Genomic DNA, 13941 nt, shown 5'->3' with positions numbered 1-13941 from the left:
GCCATCCGGGGACAGCGCCCCCGGCCGCCGACCCCAACCCCGACGTGACGATCGCCCCGGAAGGGAGTCACATCACGATGACCGACCTCAGGATGCTCACCGTTCGACCGGAACCGGACCAGTACGCCTGGACGTTCGGCGGGGCGGCGCCCCTCGCGCGGATCAGCCCCGGTACGGTTCTCGACCTGTACACGGAGGACTGTTTCGCCGGGCGGGTCCGCTCGGAGAAGGATCTCGTCTCCGAGGTGTGCGAGTTCCCCTACCTCAATCCGCAGACCGGCCCGTTCCACATCGAGGGGGCCGAGCCCGGGGACACCGTGGCCGTGCACTTCGTGTCGATCGAACCGGCCCGCGACTGGGCGGCGTCCACCACGGTCCCGCTCTTCGGCGCGCTCACCTCGACGCACACCACGGCCACGCTGCAACCGCCGCTGCCGGAGCGGGTCTGGATCTGGCAGTTGGACCGGACCCGGCGGACCGCGCTCTTCCAGGCGCGGGACAGCGACTTCCGGGTGGAGCTGCCCCTGGACCCGATGCACGGCACGGTAGGGGTGGCGCCCGCCAACCTGGAGGTCCGCTCGGCCCTGGTGCCCGACGCCCACGGCGGGAACATGGACACCCCCGAGATGCGCGCCGGAGTCACCTGCTACCTGGGCGTCAATGTCGAGGGCGCCCTGCTCAGTCTGGGCGACGGACACGCCCGGCAGGGAGAAGGCGAGACCTGCGGTGTGGCCGTGGAGTGCGCGATGAACACGGTGGTGATCGTGGAGCTCCTCAAGGGCATCGCGACACCGTGGCCCCGGCTGGAGTCGGACACGCACCTCATCTCGACCGGTTCGGCCCGCCCGCTGGAGGACGCGTTCCGCATATCGCAGCTCGACCTGGTGCGGTGGCTGGTGAGCGACTACGGGTTCAGCGAACCGGACGCGTACCAGTTCGCGACCCAGACGGTCGAATCACCGCTGGCCAACGTGTGCGACACGAACTACACGTGCGTGGCCAAACTCCGCAAGAAGTGGCTGCCCGCGCGCGACACGTACCGCGGTGTGCACGCGCGGCTGCGGGAGACCGCGCGGTCCCTGCGCGGCTGACGCCTGAGCCGTACGCCGTACTGCCGGCAGCGCCTCCCGCTGACGGTCTCCGCCTCCCGATGACCCACTCCCGAACGTCCTCCGCCGCCCCGCTCCCTCCCGAAGGCGTGCCGAGGGCATCTCCGACACCGCTCCCCTCCGAAAGGCTTCCCGCCATGGACATGGACCGAGTCGAACCGCGGCTCAGCCGGCGACGGCTGCTGAAGGGCGCGGCACTCGCCGCCGCCGTCCCCTACGCGCTGCTCCCCGACGCTCATGCCGGCGCGCAGACCGCGACCGTCGACTACCCGCCCGCCGAGTGGCAGCCGGCGAGCACCGCCAACTACACGGTGTCCGGCCGCCCCGCCGACTACGCCATCGACCGTGTGATCATCCACGTCACACAGGAGACGTACGCCGACGCGCTGGCCATCTTCGCCAACCCGCAGAAGAAGGTCTCCGCGCACTACCTGGTCCGCTCGGCGGACGGACACGTCGCCCAGTGCGTACGCGAGGCCGACATCGCCTGGCACGCGGGCAACTGGGGTTACAACACGCGCAGCATCGGCATCGAGCACGAGGGCTGGGTGGACCAGCCCGCCTACTTCACCGACGTCCTCTACACGCAGTCGGCGAGGCTGACGGCGGCGGTCTGCGCCAAGTACGGCATCCCCCGGGACAGGGAACACATCATCGGCCACGCTCAGGTGCCCGGCACCGACCACACCGACCCGGGACCGTACTGGGACTGGGTGCGCTACATCAGAATGGTCAACTTCTTCTGACGTGAGGGCTCCGTCGCAGCACATCCCACCACCGTCGTCGCACCGTCCGGGAGGCCGCTTTGACCGATCCGTGGGTGGCCCTGGAGCCGGGGGCCGATCCCGCCGAGCGTGTCCGGGTGCTGCGCCGGGCGCACGAGACGTTCACCGCGGCGGGCACGGTGCCGCGCCCGGTGCGGCCGGTGGTGGCGGAGTCGTGGCGGCGCAGCGCGCGGGCCGGGGTGGGGCCGGACGGCACCGCGCGCGTGGAGCTGGCCGACGGCGACCTCGGTGCCTATCGCGCGGAACATCCGCTGGCCCGGGTGATGCCGCTGTTCCGGGAGCTGATGGGCACGTTCGCGGCCGATGGCGAACATCTGCTGGCGGTGTGCGACGCGCAGGGCAGGCTGCTGTGGGTGGAGGGACACGCGGCGACCCGGCGCCGCGCGGACGGGATGAACTTCGTGCCCGGAGCCCGCTGGTCGGAAGGCGCGGTCGGCACCAACGCACCGGGCACCGCGGTCGCCGTGGACCGGCCCGTGCAGGTGTTCGCCGCCGAGCACTTCATACGGCGGGTGCAGCCGTGGACGTGCGCCGCGGCGCCCGTGCACGACCCGCGTACCGGACGGATCCTGGGCGCCGTGGACATCACGGGCGGGAACGGGCTCGCCCATCCGCACAGTCTCGGCTTCGTCCGGGCAGTGGCGCGCGCCGCCGAGGCACAGCTCGCCCTGCTGGCCCCGGTCCGCACCGAGGAGGTGCCGATGCTGAGCGCGCTCGGCCGGGACGAGGCCGGACTGACGCTGTGCGGGCGAAGGATCAGGCTCAGCCGCCGGCACAGCGAGATCCTGGTGCTGCTGTCCCGGCACCCCGAGGGTCTGAGCGGCGACGAGCTGCTGTGCGCGCTGTACGCGGACGAGTCGGTCACGCCGGTGACCCTGCGCGCGGAACTCACGCGGTTGCGCCGGCTGCTGGGCCCGGGACTGCTCGCCTCGCGGCCGTACCGGCTGACGGCCACGATCGAGTCGGACGCCTCCGTGGTGGAGCGGCGGCTGGAGACGGGGGCGCTCACCGCGGCGGTTCAGGGGTACGCGGGACCGCTGCTGCCCGGGTCACAGGCTCCGGCCGTCGTCCGGCTCCGGGAGCGGCTCGCCGGTGGGCTGCGCACGGCGCTGATCGCGCACGGCGACCCGGATCTGCTGGCGGACTGGGCGCACGCGCCGTGGGGTGAGGACGACGTGGCGGTGTGGCGGGCGCTGGCCGCGGTGCGTCCCACGGCGCCGGTGCGCGCCCGGCTCGCCGCGCTGGACGCGGAACTGGCGGTGCCGCCCGGCCGGGTGCCGGCGCGGATCCGCGGCGCAACGTAGTCGCAACGTCCGCTTGCCTAGCCTCGCTTCAAGAGCTGTCCGACGGCGGGCAGCTCCGCACCGGGAGGCAGACCAGGATGACTCGTTACGCGGCACCGGGCGCCGAGGGCGCGATCGTCTCGTACCAGGCGCGCTACGACCACTTCATCGGCGGCGCTTATGTGCCGCCGGCGCGCGGGCGGTACTTCGAGAATCCGTCGCCGGTCAACGGGCAGCCGTTCACGGAGGTGGCGCGGGGCACCGCGGAGGACGTCGAGCGGGCCCTGGACGCCGCGCACCGGGCGGCACCCGGATGGGGCCGTACGCCGGTGGCGGAACGCGCCGAGATCCTGCTGAAGATCGCCGAGCGGATGGAGGCACACCTGGAGCCGCTGGCGGTGGCCGAGAGCTGGGAGAACGGCAAGCCGGTGCGGGAGACGCTGGCCGCCGACATCCCGCTCGCGATCGACCACTTCCGCTATTTCGCCGGGGCGATCCGGGCGCAGGAGGGTTCGCTGGGCGAGATCGACGACGACACGGTGGCGTACCACTTCCACGAACCGCTCGGGGTCGTCGCGCAGATCATCCCGTGGAACTTCCCGATCCTCATGGCGACGTGGAAGCTGGCGCCGGCGCTGGCCGCCGGGAACGCAGTCGTCCTGAAGCCGGCCGAGCAGACCCCGGCCTCCATCCACTACTGGCTGAGCCTGGTCGCGGACCTGCTGCCGCCGGGCGTGCTGAACGTCGTCAACGGCTTCGGTGTGGAGGCGGGCAAGCCGCTGGCGTCGAGCCCGCGAGTGGCGAAGGTGGCGTTCACCGGGGAGACCACGACCGGGCGGCTGATCATGCAGTACGCCTCGGAGAACATCAAGCCGGTCACGCTGGAGCTGGGCGGGAAGTCGCCGAACATCTTCTTCGACGACGTGTGGGCGCACGACGACGACTTCCGCGACAAGGCGCTCGAGGGTTTCACGATGTTCGCGCTCAACCAGGGCGAGGTCTGCACCTGTCCGTCCCGGGCACTGATCCAGCGCGGTCACTACGCGGAGTTCCTGGAAGCGGCCGTGGAGCGCACCCGGCGCATCCAGCCCGGCCACCCGCTGGACACGGACACGATGATCGGCGCACAGGCTTCCAACGACCAGTTGGAGAAGATCCTCTCCTATCTGGACATCGGCCGCCAGGAGGGTGCGCGGATCCTGACCGGGGGTGAACGCATCACGTACGAGGGCGAGCTGGAGGGCGGTTACTACGTCCAGCCGACCATCTTCGAGGGCGACAACCGCATGCGGATCTTCCAGGAGGAGATCTTCGGCCCGGTCGTCTCGGTGACCTCCTTCGAGGACTTCGACGATGCGATGAGGATCGCCAACGACACGCTGTACGGCCTGGGTTCGGGTGTGTGGACGCGGGACATGAACACGGCCTACCGCGCGGGCCGCGCGATCCAGGCGGGCCGGGTGTGGACCAACTGCTACCACGCCTATCCCGCGCACGCGGCGTTCGGCGGATACAAGCAGTCCGGGATCGGCCGAGAGACGCACAAGATGATGCTGGAGCACTATCAGCAGACGAAGAACCTCCTGGTGTCGTACTCGCCGAAGAAGCTCGGCTTCTTCTAGGCGCAGGAAGAGGCGCCTGGTTTCCGGGCCAAGCTGGGGCTGGGGCTGGGGCTGGCTCTCTGGTTCCCGCTACCGTCCCGGCCGCTGCGTCGCGGCCGGGCGGCCGGCTCGGTCGCGTCACTGATCACCTGGCGCCCGGCCGAGCTCGGGAGGCGATGGCGAGGATCCGGGCCGGTAGCAGCTTGGCGTGGACGCGGGCCTGTCGTCACCGGAGGTTTCCGCGTAACCCCAGGTCGTCACCGGTCGGTCGCCGTTCGCGTCAGGCCCCGGCGTCTCGATGTGTACCCGGCGGCCAGTTGAGCGGCGTCCGCCGCGAATGCGGTGCGCATGGCCGATTGGCGGATCCAGCGCGCGGATACCCGGGTCCGGTCGCACAGGAGGCCACTATGACGATCGGATACTTCTCCGCCCCTCGCGCAGTCGACCGGGGAGGTCCCACGTGAGTCCGCGAGACGAACCGATGCGGCACCGGTCGGGGAGTGTCCCCGCCGTGCGGGTCCGTCTGCTCGGTGGATTGCGGCTGTTCCTGCTCTCCGCGCTGCTCCTGGCGGGTGTCGGCGCGATCGGCAGCCTGACCGGCTGGGTGATGCTGACGACCACGCTCGGTCCGACGGCCTACCTGCTGCTGGCTCACCCGGACTCGGTGACCGCGCGACTGCGCAGTGCCGTGACCGGGCATGCCCTGGCCGTCGCCGTGAGTCTGGGGTGTCTGGCCGTCTTCGGGTTGTGGAACCATCCTTCCGTGCCCGAGCAGCACCACGACACCGCCCTCCAGATCGGCGCTCAGGCCCTCGCGGTGGGCCTCACCCTGTTCCTGCTCCACCTGCTCGGTCTGCACCACGCCCCAGCGGCCGCCACCGCGCTGCTGATCACCTCCGGGATCTGCCGACCGGGGCCACCGCTGTACGGCCTGCTCGTCGGCCTGGCCCTGGTCCTGGCCATCACCCCGGTACTCACGGCGGCGACGTCGCGCGCGTCGGACGGCGCACGCGAGGGCTGACGGCCGCGCCACCGTTCGCGGTCCTCCTCGCTTGCCGCCGTGCCACGCGTCGGCAGGCGGCCTGTGGGCCACTTTGGCATCGGCAGGCGGCCTGTGGGCCACTTGACTGGGGAACGCACATGTCGAGTGTCCACACCGCTGGGTCCTATGGGCGCCCGGTCATCGCTCCGGCTCGTGGTGGGCGTCGGGCCGTAGGAAGCGGTGGAGGATCAGGCGCAGGGTGGGGAGCTGGTCGGCCGGGCTGAAGGTGGGGTCGGTGGCGGCGCTGGTGTAGAGGGCGGCGATGAGGGCCATGACCCATGCCGCGGTGTTGTCCGGGTCCAGGGCGGGGTCGATCTGTCCTGCCGCGGCCGCGTTGTGCAGCAGGGTGGCGATGGTGGACCGTTCTTCGTCGTTGTCGCGGCTCAGCAACGCTTCGAGTTCGGGGTCGCGGTAGGCCTGGATCATCGCCTCCATGACCAGGGCGGGGAGCAGCGGCTCCGCGGCAGGGGCGGCGAGCAGGTCCACGGTGTCGAGGAGGGCGGTCCACGGATCGTCGGCGGTGCGGGCGGCGGCGAGGCGCTCGGCCTTGGTGGCGCCGTCGTGCTCGGCGTCCTCGAAAACGGCGTGGAAGATCGCGCGCTTGTTGGGGAAGTAGTGGAAGACGTTGCCGGCGCTCATGCCGGCGGCCTTGCAGATCTCCGCCGTGGTGGTGCGTTCGAAGCCCTTGGCGGCGAAGAGTCCGGCTGCGGCGTTGATGATGTGCCGGCGCCGCGCCCGGTGCCTGGCTGGGTCGACTGTCCTCATCGGGGCCTCTTTCCGGTCGACTCTCGGCTCCGGTCTCGTCCAGCGCAATAATAGACCGATTGCTCGGTCTATTATTGCGCTGGAGGCGAGGGGGGACATGGACATGTGCAAGGAAACGGGGCGGGAGTCGCCGGCGAGCCGACTCACCGTGCTCCGGCAGGCGGCTGTGATCACCGTGTGCGTGTACGTCGTGTTCGCGGTGGTAGGGGCGGTAGTCGGCTGGCTTGTCGGCTTCCTGGCCGACTGGCTGGTGACCCTGCCCTGGGCGCCGATGCAGGGACCGGCCGAGCTGGCTGCCTCCGCCCCCGCCCCGACGCTGCCCGCCGCGGGCGCGGTGGCAGGGCTGGTCCTCGGGCTTGTCGCCCAGTACGAGCAGGTGGTGGTTCGCCTGTCGGGTGAGCGCGTGGTGCTCACCAGCAGGGGACGGGAACGGGAATTCCCGCGCGATGTCATCGCCGCGGTGTTCCGGGACGGCAAGCAACTCGTCCTGCTCGGCGACGATGGCGGCGAACTCACCCGCCAGGAGTGCGATCTGAACACCGGCCGCGTCGCGGACGCCTTCACCGAGCACGGCTATGCGTGGGCGGACGTCGATCCGCACCAGGGTGAGTTCCGCCGCTGGGTCCCGGGTGCGCCCGGCCTCCCGGAGGGCGCGAACGCCCTGCTCAAGGTCCGCCAGGAGTCGCTGGAGAAGAAGGGACCCTCTCACGAGGACGCGCGGGAACTCCGTGAGGAGCTGGCCCGTCTCGGCGTCGTGGTGCGGGACGAGAAGCGACGCCAGTACTGGAGGACCTTCCGGAAAGCAGGTCCGGCCGCGGAGTGAAGGGCGGAGGGACGAAGCCAGGGCCCTTCGCGCGCCGTTCTATCGGCGTGTTGGCTGAACCGTACGGTTCAGCCGGGGAGCGCGAGGCGGAAAGTGGTGTGTCCGGGGCGGCTGCTGACGGTCGCGGTTCCGCCGTGGGCGGTGATGACGGCTTGGACGATGGCAAGGCCCAGCCCGGTGCTTCCCGTCCTGCGGGAGCGGGCGTGGTCGCCGCGGACGAAACGGCCGAAGACTTCGGGTTGGAGTTCGTCGGGTATGCCGGGGCCGTTGTCACACACGTCCACCCGGACGCCGGTCCGCTCCGCGGTGAGGGAGACGGTCACGTCGGTGCCCGGCGGGGTGTGGGTGCGGGCGTTGGCGAGGAGGTTGCCGATGGCCTGCTGGAGGCGGTGGGCGTCACCGGTGACGGTGACCGGTTCCTCGGGGAGGTCGAGGAGCCAGTGGTGGCCGGGGCCGGCGGCGCGGGCGTCGTCCGTCGCGTTCAGGATCAGCAGGGTCAGGTCGACCGGTTCCTGTTCGAGGGGCCGTCCGGCGTCCAGCCGGGCGAGGAGCAGCAAGTCGTCGACGAGCCGGGTCATGCGCTGTGATTCGCTGCCGATGCGTTCCAGGGCGTGGCGGACCTCGGTGGGGACGCGCCCGTGGTGGCGCAGGGCGAGTTCGGCGTGGCCGCGGATGTTGGCGACCGGGGTGCGCAGTTCGTGACTGGCGTCGGCGGCGAAGTGCCGCAGGCGCTCCTCGCTGGCCTGCCGGCGGGTGAGGGCGTCTTCGATGTGGCCGAGCATGTGGTTGAGGGCGGTGCCGACCCGGCCGACCTCGGTGCGCGGGTCGGCGTCGGGAAGAGGGCCGGGCATGGCGATGTCGCCGCTGGCGAGGGGCAGCCCGGCGACCTCCGCCGCATGGGCGGTGACCTTCTGGAGGGGCCGCAGGGAGATCCGCACCCACACGGCCCCCGCGATGCCGGTCGCCAGCAGCGCGGCACCGAACAGCAGCGCTTCGACCGCTTCGAGGCGGTGGACCGTCTCTTCCACCGGGTGCAGGGGCAGGCCCGTGAGCAGGGTGTCCCGGTCGTCGCCCCGGACGGCCGTGACGCGGTACCTGCCCGGACCGGACAGGCGAATGCTGTGCCCGCTGCCGTCCACCGGGATTCCCGCCAGGGTGTGGCGGTCCTCGGTGGTGAGCCGGAGGGAGCGGTCGGCGGCCTCGTCGACGACGGCGGCCTGGGTGACGGTGCCGTCCAGCAGGCGTGCGCCGAAGGTCCCCTCGGCCTGGCCCCGGGTGTCGGGCCGGTTGTCGGTGTCGGGCCGGGCCTCGTGTTCCAGGCTGGCGGCGAACCGGCCGCCGGAGGCGGTGAGCTGTTCGTCCAGGCGCCCCATGAGGAAGCCCCGCAGGGCGAGGGCGGTGGTGATGCCGACGGCGAGGCAGGCGAGGGCGAGCAGGGCGACCAGACCGACGGTGAGCTGACCGCGCAGCGTGCGCGGCGGCGGGCGCCTCACGCGACGTCCGGCTTGAGGACGTAACCGACACCGCGCACGGTGTGGATCATCGGGGTGCGGCCGGCGTCGATCTTCTTGCGCAGATAGCTGATGTAGAGCTCGACGATATGGGCGCGGCCGCCGAAGTCGTAGGCCCAGACACGGTCGAGGATCTGGTCCTTGGACAGGACCCGGCGCGGGTTGCGCATGAGGAACCGGAGGAGTTCGAACTCGGTGCGGGACAGCTCGACGACAGCCCCGCCGCGCCGGACCTCCCGGGCTTCCTCGTCCATGGTGAGGTCCCCGACGGTGAGCCGGTTCGTGCCCGGCCCCGTGGTCATGCCGGCCCGACGGAGCAGCCCGCGCAGCCGGGCCAGGACTTCCTCCAGGCTGTAGGGCTTGGTGACGTAGTCGTCACCGCCCGCGGTGATCCCGGCGATGCGGTCCTCGACCGCGTCGCGGGCGGTCAGGAACAGGACACACACCTCGGGCATCTCACGTCGGAGGGCCCGCAGGACCTGGAGCCCGTCCAGGTCGGGCAGCATCCAGTCCAGGACCACCGCGTCGGGCCGGAAATCGCGGGCCGTCGCCAGCGCGGTCGCGCCGTCGCCCGCGGTGCGCACCTGCCAGCCCTCACCGGTGACGACCCCGGCCAGCACATCGGTGACATCGGGTTCGTCGTCGACGACGAGGATGCGCACGGCATCTCCGTCCGGGCGGTGCAGAAGCGGTGGTGTACGCGGCTCTTCCATGGTTCCTTCAGCATCCCCCGGCGCGGGCCACGGCAGGGGCGGGGGTGTCTCTGAGTTTCCTCTGAATCGGGTGCTCGGAGCGATCGGCGGGGCTGTTTCAGAAGGTACACAGAGGTTGGGCTGTGAGGCTGGCCGCCCATCGCCGGAGCGTGCGCGATCCCGGAGGAGCCTCATGACCACGCCGTTCACCGTCACGACGTACGAGAGTCGCGGGATGCGCCACCGGCGCCCGCGCCGCGGCCTCGTCCCGTTCCTGCTCCCGCCGGCGATCTGGGCCGGCGCCGCGGGGGTGCTGGCCCTGTGGTGGAGTGACACGGCCTCGGTGGTCGGCCCCGTGGGCTGGCTCACCGGCGCGGGACGCATCACCGGCCTGCTGGCCGGGTACGCCTGCGCGGTCCTGCTGCTCCTCATGGCCCGGATACCGCTTTTGGACCACACTGTCGGCACCGACCGGCTCGCCCGCTGGCACGCCTGGGGCGGCCGCTGCACCGTCTCCCTCTCCCTCGCCCACGCGCTGCTGATCATCTGGGGTTACTCGCTGGCCTCCCGCACGGACGTGGTCAGCCAGACCTCCGCACTCGTCCTCCACTACCCCGACCTGCTCAAGGGCACGGCCGGCTTCCTGCTGTTCGTGGCCACGGGGATCCTGTCCGCCCGCGCCGCCCGCCGCAGGATCAGTTACGAAGCGTGGCACTATCTGCACTTCGCGACCTATCTGGCGGTCTTCCTCACCTTCGGCCACCAGCTCTCCAACGGGGCGGACTTCGTCGGCAACCGGCTCGCGCAGGCGGCCTGGTACACGCTCTTCCTCGGCGTCGCGGTCCTGGTCGCCTGGTACCGCTTCGCCGTCCCCGTCCGCCGAGGGCTGCGCCACCGCCTGCGCGTGGCCGCGGTCCGCCCCGAAGCACCGGGCGTGGTCTCCGTCCATCTCACCGGCCGGCACCTCGACGAGCTCGGGGGCGAGCCGGGGCAGTTCCTGCGCTGGCGTTTCCTGACCCGCGGAGCGTGGTGGGCCGCGAACCCCTACTCCCTCTCCGCCCCCGCCCACCCCGGCCACCTGCGGATCACGGTGAAGACCGCGGGCGGGCACAGCGCCGCCCTGGCCCGGCTGCGGCCCGGCACCCGGGTGTGGGCCGAGGGACCCTACGGCGCCCTCACCGCGCGCCGCCGTACCGCTCCCAAGGTCCTGCTCCTGGCCGGCGGGGTCGGCATCACCCCCCTGCGCGTGCTCTTCGAGACGCTGCCGGGCCAGGTGACCCTCGTCTACCGGGCCCGCCGCGCCGCCGAGTTCGCCCTCCGGGGTGAGCTCGACGAGATCGCCGCCCGCCGCGGGGCGGCCGTGCACTACATCGCCGACGAACCGGCCGGGCACTCCTGCCCGCTCACCGCCCAGGCTCTCGGCGCCCTGGTCCCGGATCTGGCCGCGCACGACGTCTATCTCTGCGGCCCGCCCGGCATGACGCGGGTCGCGATCGGGGCCCTGCGCGCTGCCGGGGTCCCGGCCCGGCGCATCCACCACGAGTCCTTCGCGTTCTGAGGAGAACCGCCATGCGCCGAGCCGTCCTCGCCACCACCGGGATCAGCACCCTGATCGTCGCCCTGCTCGCTCTCAAGCCCCACCAGCTCCCCGCCCTCGCCGGGACGGCTTCCCGTTCCCCGGCCTCGTCCCCTCCCGCAGGCACCTCGCCGGGCCCCGCCACCGGGACGGGCACGTTCACCGGCGATCCCGTCGACACCCGGTACGGCACCGTGCAGGTCGCCGCCACCCTCGCCAAGGGAAGGATCACCGCCGTCCGGGTCCTGCACGCCCCGGACGAGAACGGCCGTGACCAGGAGATCACTTCCTACGCCCTGCCCCGCCTCACCCAGGAAGCGATCGGCGCCCAGAGCGCGGACATCGACGCCGTCTCCGGAGCCAGCTACACCAGCCAGGGCTACATGCAGTCCCTCCAGAGCGCCCTGGACCAGGCCCGTGCCTGAGGCCGCGACCAGGCTGCGCCACGTCGAGCACGTCATGGGCACGGTCTTCTCCTTCGACATCCGGGACCGGCCGACCCCGGCCATCCGCCGTGCCCTTGCCGAGGCCGTGGACCACCTCCACCGGGTCGATGCGGTGTTCTCCACCTACCGGCCCGACAGCCACATCAGCCGTCTCGGCCGCGGCGAGACCCGGCTGGAGGACTGCCCGCCCGAAGTCCGCGAAGTCCTGTCCCTGTGCGCTCAGGCCACGTCCACCAGCGACGGCTGGTTCAGCACGGTCGCCGCGGGAACCCTCGACCCCTCTGGGCTGGTCAAGGGCTGGGCCACCGAAAAAGCGTCCCAGCTCCTCTACGACGCGGGGGCGCGCCACACCTGCGTGAACGGCGGAGGCGACCTGCAACTCCGCGGCCCGGCGGGCCCGGGTACGCCGTGGCGCATCGGCATCGCCCACCCGCTGCGCCCCGGCCGGCTGGCCACCGTCATCACCGTGGGGCACGACCTGGCCGTCGCCACCTCCGGCACCGCCGAACGCGGCGCCCACATCGTCGACCCGCACCACGGCGGACCTGCCCATACGTTCGCCTCTCTCACCCTCGTCGGGCCCCGCCTGACGATGACCGACGCCTACGCCACCGCCGCGTTCGCCCGAGGCCACGAGGCACCGGAGTGGCTGAGAACACTGGACGGCTACGAAGCACTCGCGATCCTGCCCGACGGCCGGGAATGGCGGTCTCCGGGTTTCAGCCGCTACGGCTCATGACGTGCGTCACGGCGTCATCCGCGCCCGGCGCTCCGTGCCCGCCGCGTGCCTGTGAGGTGCCGGGCGGTGCCTTGAGCGGGTGGTCTCCAGCCGCGAGATACCCCCCGGGGTATTCCTGTTAGGGTGGGCGCCAGATACCCCCGGGGGTACACCATCCGAAAGGAGTCGTGAGTCGTGTTCTTCGTCGACACCCTGGAATTCGAGGGCCTGGGCAACCGCTGCTATCTGGCCGGCGGAAGCAACGCCGCGGTGGTCGTGGACCCGCCGCGCGACATCGACCGGGTCATCGCCGCGGCGGCCCGCCGCGGGGTGCGCATCGCGTACGTGGCCGAGACCCATGTGCACAACGACTACGTCACCGGCGGCCTGGAGCTGGCCCGCGTCACCGGCGCCCGGTACCTGGTGCCGGCCGGGGCGCACGTGGCGTTCGCCCGCACCCCCGTCGCCGACGGCGACACGGTGTCGGTGGACGAGGGCCTGGTGCTGCGCGCGATCGCCACCCCGGGGCACACCCCGCACCACACCTCCTACGCCCTGACCGAGCACGGGCGCGCCGTGGCGGCGTTCACCGGCGGTTCGCTGCTGATCGGCACCGTGGGCCGCCCGGATCTGGTCGAGCCGCGGCTCACCGAGCAACTGGCCCGCGCCCAGCACGCCTCCGCCCACCGGCTCGCCGACGAGCTGGACGACGACGTGCCGGTGCTGCCCACCCACGGGTTCGGCAGCTTCTGCTCCTCATCCGAGGCCGGGGGCGACGCGAGCACGATCGGCAGGGAGCGCGGGACCAACGACGCGCTGACCCTGGACGTGGACACCTTCGTCACCCGGATGCTCGCGGGGCTGGACGACGTACCCGCGTACTACGCGCACATGGGCCCGGCCAACGCGGCAGGTCCCGCGCCGGTCGACCTCACCCCGCCGCGGCGTGCGGACGCCGAGGAGATCGCCTCCCGGCTGGCCGCGGGCGAGTGGGTGGTGGACCTGCGCAGCCGCATGGCCTTCGCGGAGGGACACGTGGCCGGATCGTTCAACTTCGAGGGCACAGGCAAACTGGCCACCTACCTGGCCTGGCTGATCCCGTGGGGCAAGCCCGTCACCCTGCTGGCCGAGACCCCGGAACAGATCGGCGCCGCACAACGGGAACTGGCGCGGGTGGGCATCGACCGCCCGACCGCCGCCGCCACCGGTGACCCGGCCGCCTGGGTCCGTGAGAGCGAGCAGCTCGTCTCCTTCCCGCGTGCCCGCTTCGCCGACCTCGCCGATGCCCGTGAACGCGGCGACGACATGGTCGTCCTGGACGTGCGCCGGGACGTGGAGCGTGCGGGCGGTTACGTCGACGGCTCGGTCCACATCCCGGTCCACGAGCTGCACGGCCGCATCGGCGAGGTGCCGGACGGTGTGGTGTGGGTGCACTGCGCCGGCGGGATGCGCGCGGCGGTCGCCGCCTCCCTGCTGGACGCCGCCGGGCGCGATGTGGTCGCCGTCGACGACGGCTTCGACGCCGCCGCCGAGGCGGGGCTGCCCCTCACCCGACCCGTCGGCACCCGCTGACACGCTCCTCCGCGCCAC

The 13941-nt window shown here is 72.1% G+C and carries 13 protein-coding genes; 10 read left to right on the top strand and 3 right to left on the bottom strand.

Annotated features, from left to right (window positions below; translation table 11 throughout):
- Positions 1 to 77 precede the first annotated feature (77 nt).
- The 5 genes from ACZ4SV_RS08720 to ACZ4SV_RS08700 all read left to right on the top strand — a co-directional run bounded on the left by ACZ4SV_RS08720 (position 78) and on the right by ACZ4SV_RS08700 (position 5799).
- On the top strand, positions 78 to 1091 hold the full coding sequence (locus ACZ4SV_RS08720) for an acetamidase/formamidase family protein (protein WP_468002624.1): 1014 nt from the start codon (positions 78 to 80) through the stop codon (positions 1089 to 1091).
- Between the two features lie 161 nt (positions 1092 to 1252).
- Positions 1253 to 1855 (top strand): N-acetylmuramoyl-L-alanine amidase, encoded by a 603-nt coding sequence (locus ACZ4SV_RS08715; protein WP_365882299.1) that lies wholly within the window; start codon positions 1253 to 1255, stop codon positions 1853 to 1855.
- Between the two features lie 59 nt (positions 1856 to 1914).
- Positions 1915 to 3198: a GAF domain-containing protein gene (locus tag ACZ4SV_RS08710; RefSeq protein ID WP_468002622.1), complete on the top strand. Its 1284-nt coding sequence runs from the start codon at positions 1915 to 1917 to the stop codon at positions 3196 to 3198.
- 77 nt (positions 3199 to 3275) lie between these two features.
- The gene (gene exaC, locus ACZ4SV_RS08705) at positions 3276 to 4799 is read left to right on the top strand and encodes an acetaldehyde dehydrogenase ExaC (protein ID WP_468002620.1); all 1524 of its coding nucleotides are present in this window, start codon (positions 3276 to 3278) and stop codon (positions 4797 to 4799) included.
- 490 nt (positions 4800 to 5289) lie between these two features.
- Entirely contained in the window at positions 5290 to 5799 is a 510-nt protein-coding gene (locus ACZ4SV_RS08700; RefSeq protein WP_468002618.1) for an HPP family protein, read from the top strand.
- Positions 5800 to 5958: 159 nt separating this feature from the next.
- On the opposite strand, the gene ACZ4SV_RS08695 is transcribed toward ACZ4SV_RS08700, so the two are convergent.
- Entirely contained in the window at positions 5959 to 6585 is a 627-nt protein-coding gene (locus tag ACZ4SV_RS08695) for a TetR/AcrR family transcriptional regulator (RefSeq protein ID WP_468002616.1), read from the bottom strand.
- A gap of 103 nt (positions 6586 to 6688) precedes the next feature.
- Between ACZ4SV_RS08695 and ACZ4SV_RS08690 the strand changes: the two genes are divergently transcribed.
- Positions 6689 to 7408: a YqeB family protein gene (locus ACZ4SV_RS08690; protein ID WP_468002615.1), complete on the top strand. Its 720-nt coding sequence runs from the start codon at positions 6689 to 6691 to the stop codon at positions 7406 to 7408.
- Between the two features lie 68 nt (positions 7409 to 7476).
- Here ACZ4SV_RS08690 and ACZ4SV_RS08685 read toward each other — a convergent pair whose 3' ends face one another.
- Both ACZ4SV_RS08685 and ACZ4SV_RS08680 read right to left on the bottom strand, forming a co-directional pair.
- The gene (locus tag ACZ4SV_RS08685; protein WP_468002614.1) at positions 7477 to 8901 is read right to left on the bottom strand and encodes a HAMP domain-containing sensor histidine kinase; all 1425 of its coding nucleotides are present in this window, start codon (positions 8899 to 8901) and stop codon (positions 7477 to 7479) included.
- Entirely contained in the window at positions 8898 to 9632 is a 735-nt protein-coding gene (locus ACZ4SV_RS08680) for a response regulator transcription factor (RefSeq protein ID WP_468002612.1), read from the bottom strand. The genes ACZ4SV_RS08685 and ACZ4SV_RS08680 overlap by 4 nt, the downstream gene beginning before the upstream one ends.
- 172 nt (positions 9633 to 9804) lie before the next feature.
- Here ACZ4SV_RS08680 and ACZ4SV_RS08675 point away from each other — a divergent pair, with 172 nt between their 5' ends.
- The 4 genes from ACZ4SV_RS08675 to ACZ4SV_RS08660 all read left to right on the top strand — a co-directional run bounded on the left by ACZ4SV_RS08675 (position 9805) and on the right by ACZ4SV_RS08660 (position 13923).
- Entirely contained in the window at positions 9805 to 11169 is a 1365-nt protein-coding gene (locus ACZ4SV_RS08675) for a ferredoxin reductase family protein (protein ID WP_468002610.1), read from the top strand.
- Between the two features lie 11 nt (positions 11170 to 11180).
- Positions 11181 to 11612 carry an FMN-binding protein gene (locus ACZ4SV_RS08670; protein WP_468002608.1) on the top strand — a complete coding sequence of 144 codons (432 nt, stop codon included), beginning with the start codon at positions 11181 to 11183 and terminating at the stop codon, positions 11610 to 11612.
- A 34-nt stretch (positions 11613 to 11646) separates the two neighbouring features.
- The gene (locus ACZ4SV_RS08665; RefSeq protein WP_468003370.1) at positions 11647 to 12372 is read left to right on the top strand and encodes an FAD:protein FMN transferase; all 726 of its coding nucleotides are present in this window, start codon (positions 11647 to 11649) and stop codon (positions 12370 to 12372) included.
- Positions 12373 to 12546: 174 nt separating this feature from the next.
- Positions 12547 to 13923 (top strand): MBL fold metallo-hydrolase, encoded by a 1377-nt coding sequence (locus ACZ4SV_RS08660; RefSeq protein WP_468002606.1) that lies wholly within the window; start codon positions 12547 to 12549, stop codon positions 13921 to 13923.
- The last annotated feature ends 18 nt before the right edge of the window (positions 13924 to 13941 follow it).

Source organism: Streptomyces sp. NPDC027672 (assembly GCF_055566335.1).
Note: the sequence above shows the minus strand (reverse complement) of the source record. Positions and strands in the feature narration are given on the sequence as shown.

Bases quoted from the DNA above. Each gene is read 5' to 3' on its own strand.
- exaC (WP_468002620.1), top strand. From the start codon at position 3,276: ATGACTCGTTACGCGGCACCGGGCGCCGAGGGCGCGATCGTCTCGTAC.
- ACZ4SV_RS08665 (WP_468003370.1), top strand. From the start codon at position 11,647: ATGGGCACGGTCTTCTCCTTCGACATCCGGGACCGGCCGACCCCGGCC.
- ACZ4SV_RS08695 (WP_468002616.1), bottom strand. From the start codon at position 6,585: ATGAGGACAGTCGACCCAGCCAGGCACCGGGCGCGGCGCCGGCACATC.
- ACZ4SV_RS08675 (WP_468002610.1), top strand. From the start codon at position 9,805: ATGACCACGCCGTTCACCGTCACGACGTACGAGAGTCGCGGGATGCGC.
- ACZ4SV_RS08680 (WP_468002612.1), bottom strand. From the start codon at position 9,632: ATGGAAGAGCCGCGTACACCACCGCTTCTGCACCGCCCGGACGGAGAT.
- ACZ4SV_RS08720 (WP_468002624.1), top strand. From the start codon at position 78: ATGACCGACCTCAGGATGCTCACCGTTCGACCGGAACCGGACCAGTAC.
- ACZ4SV_RS08670 (WP_468002608.1), top strand. From the start codon at position 11,181: ATGCGCCGAGCCGTCCTCGCCACCACCGGGATCAGCACCCTGATCGTC.
- ACZ4SV_RS08690 (WP_468002615.1), top strand. From the start codon at position 6,689: ATGTGCAAGGAAACGGGGCGGGAGTCGCCGGCGAGCCGACTCACCGTG.
- ACZ4SV_RS08715 (WP_365882299.1), top strand. From the start codon at position 1,253: ATGGACCGAGTCGAACCGCGGCTCAGCCGGCGACGGCTGCTGAAGGGC.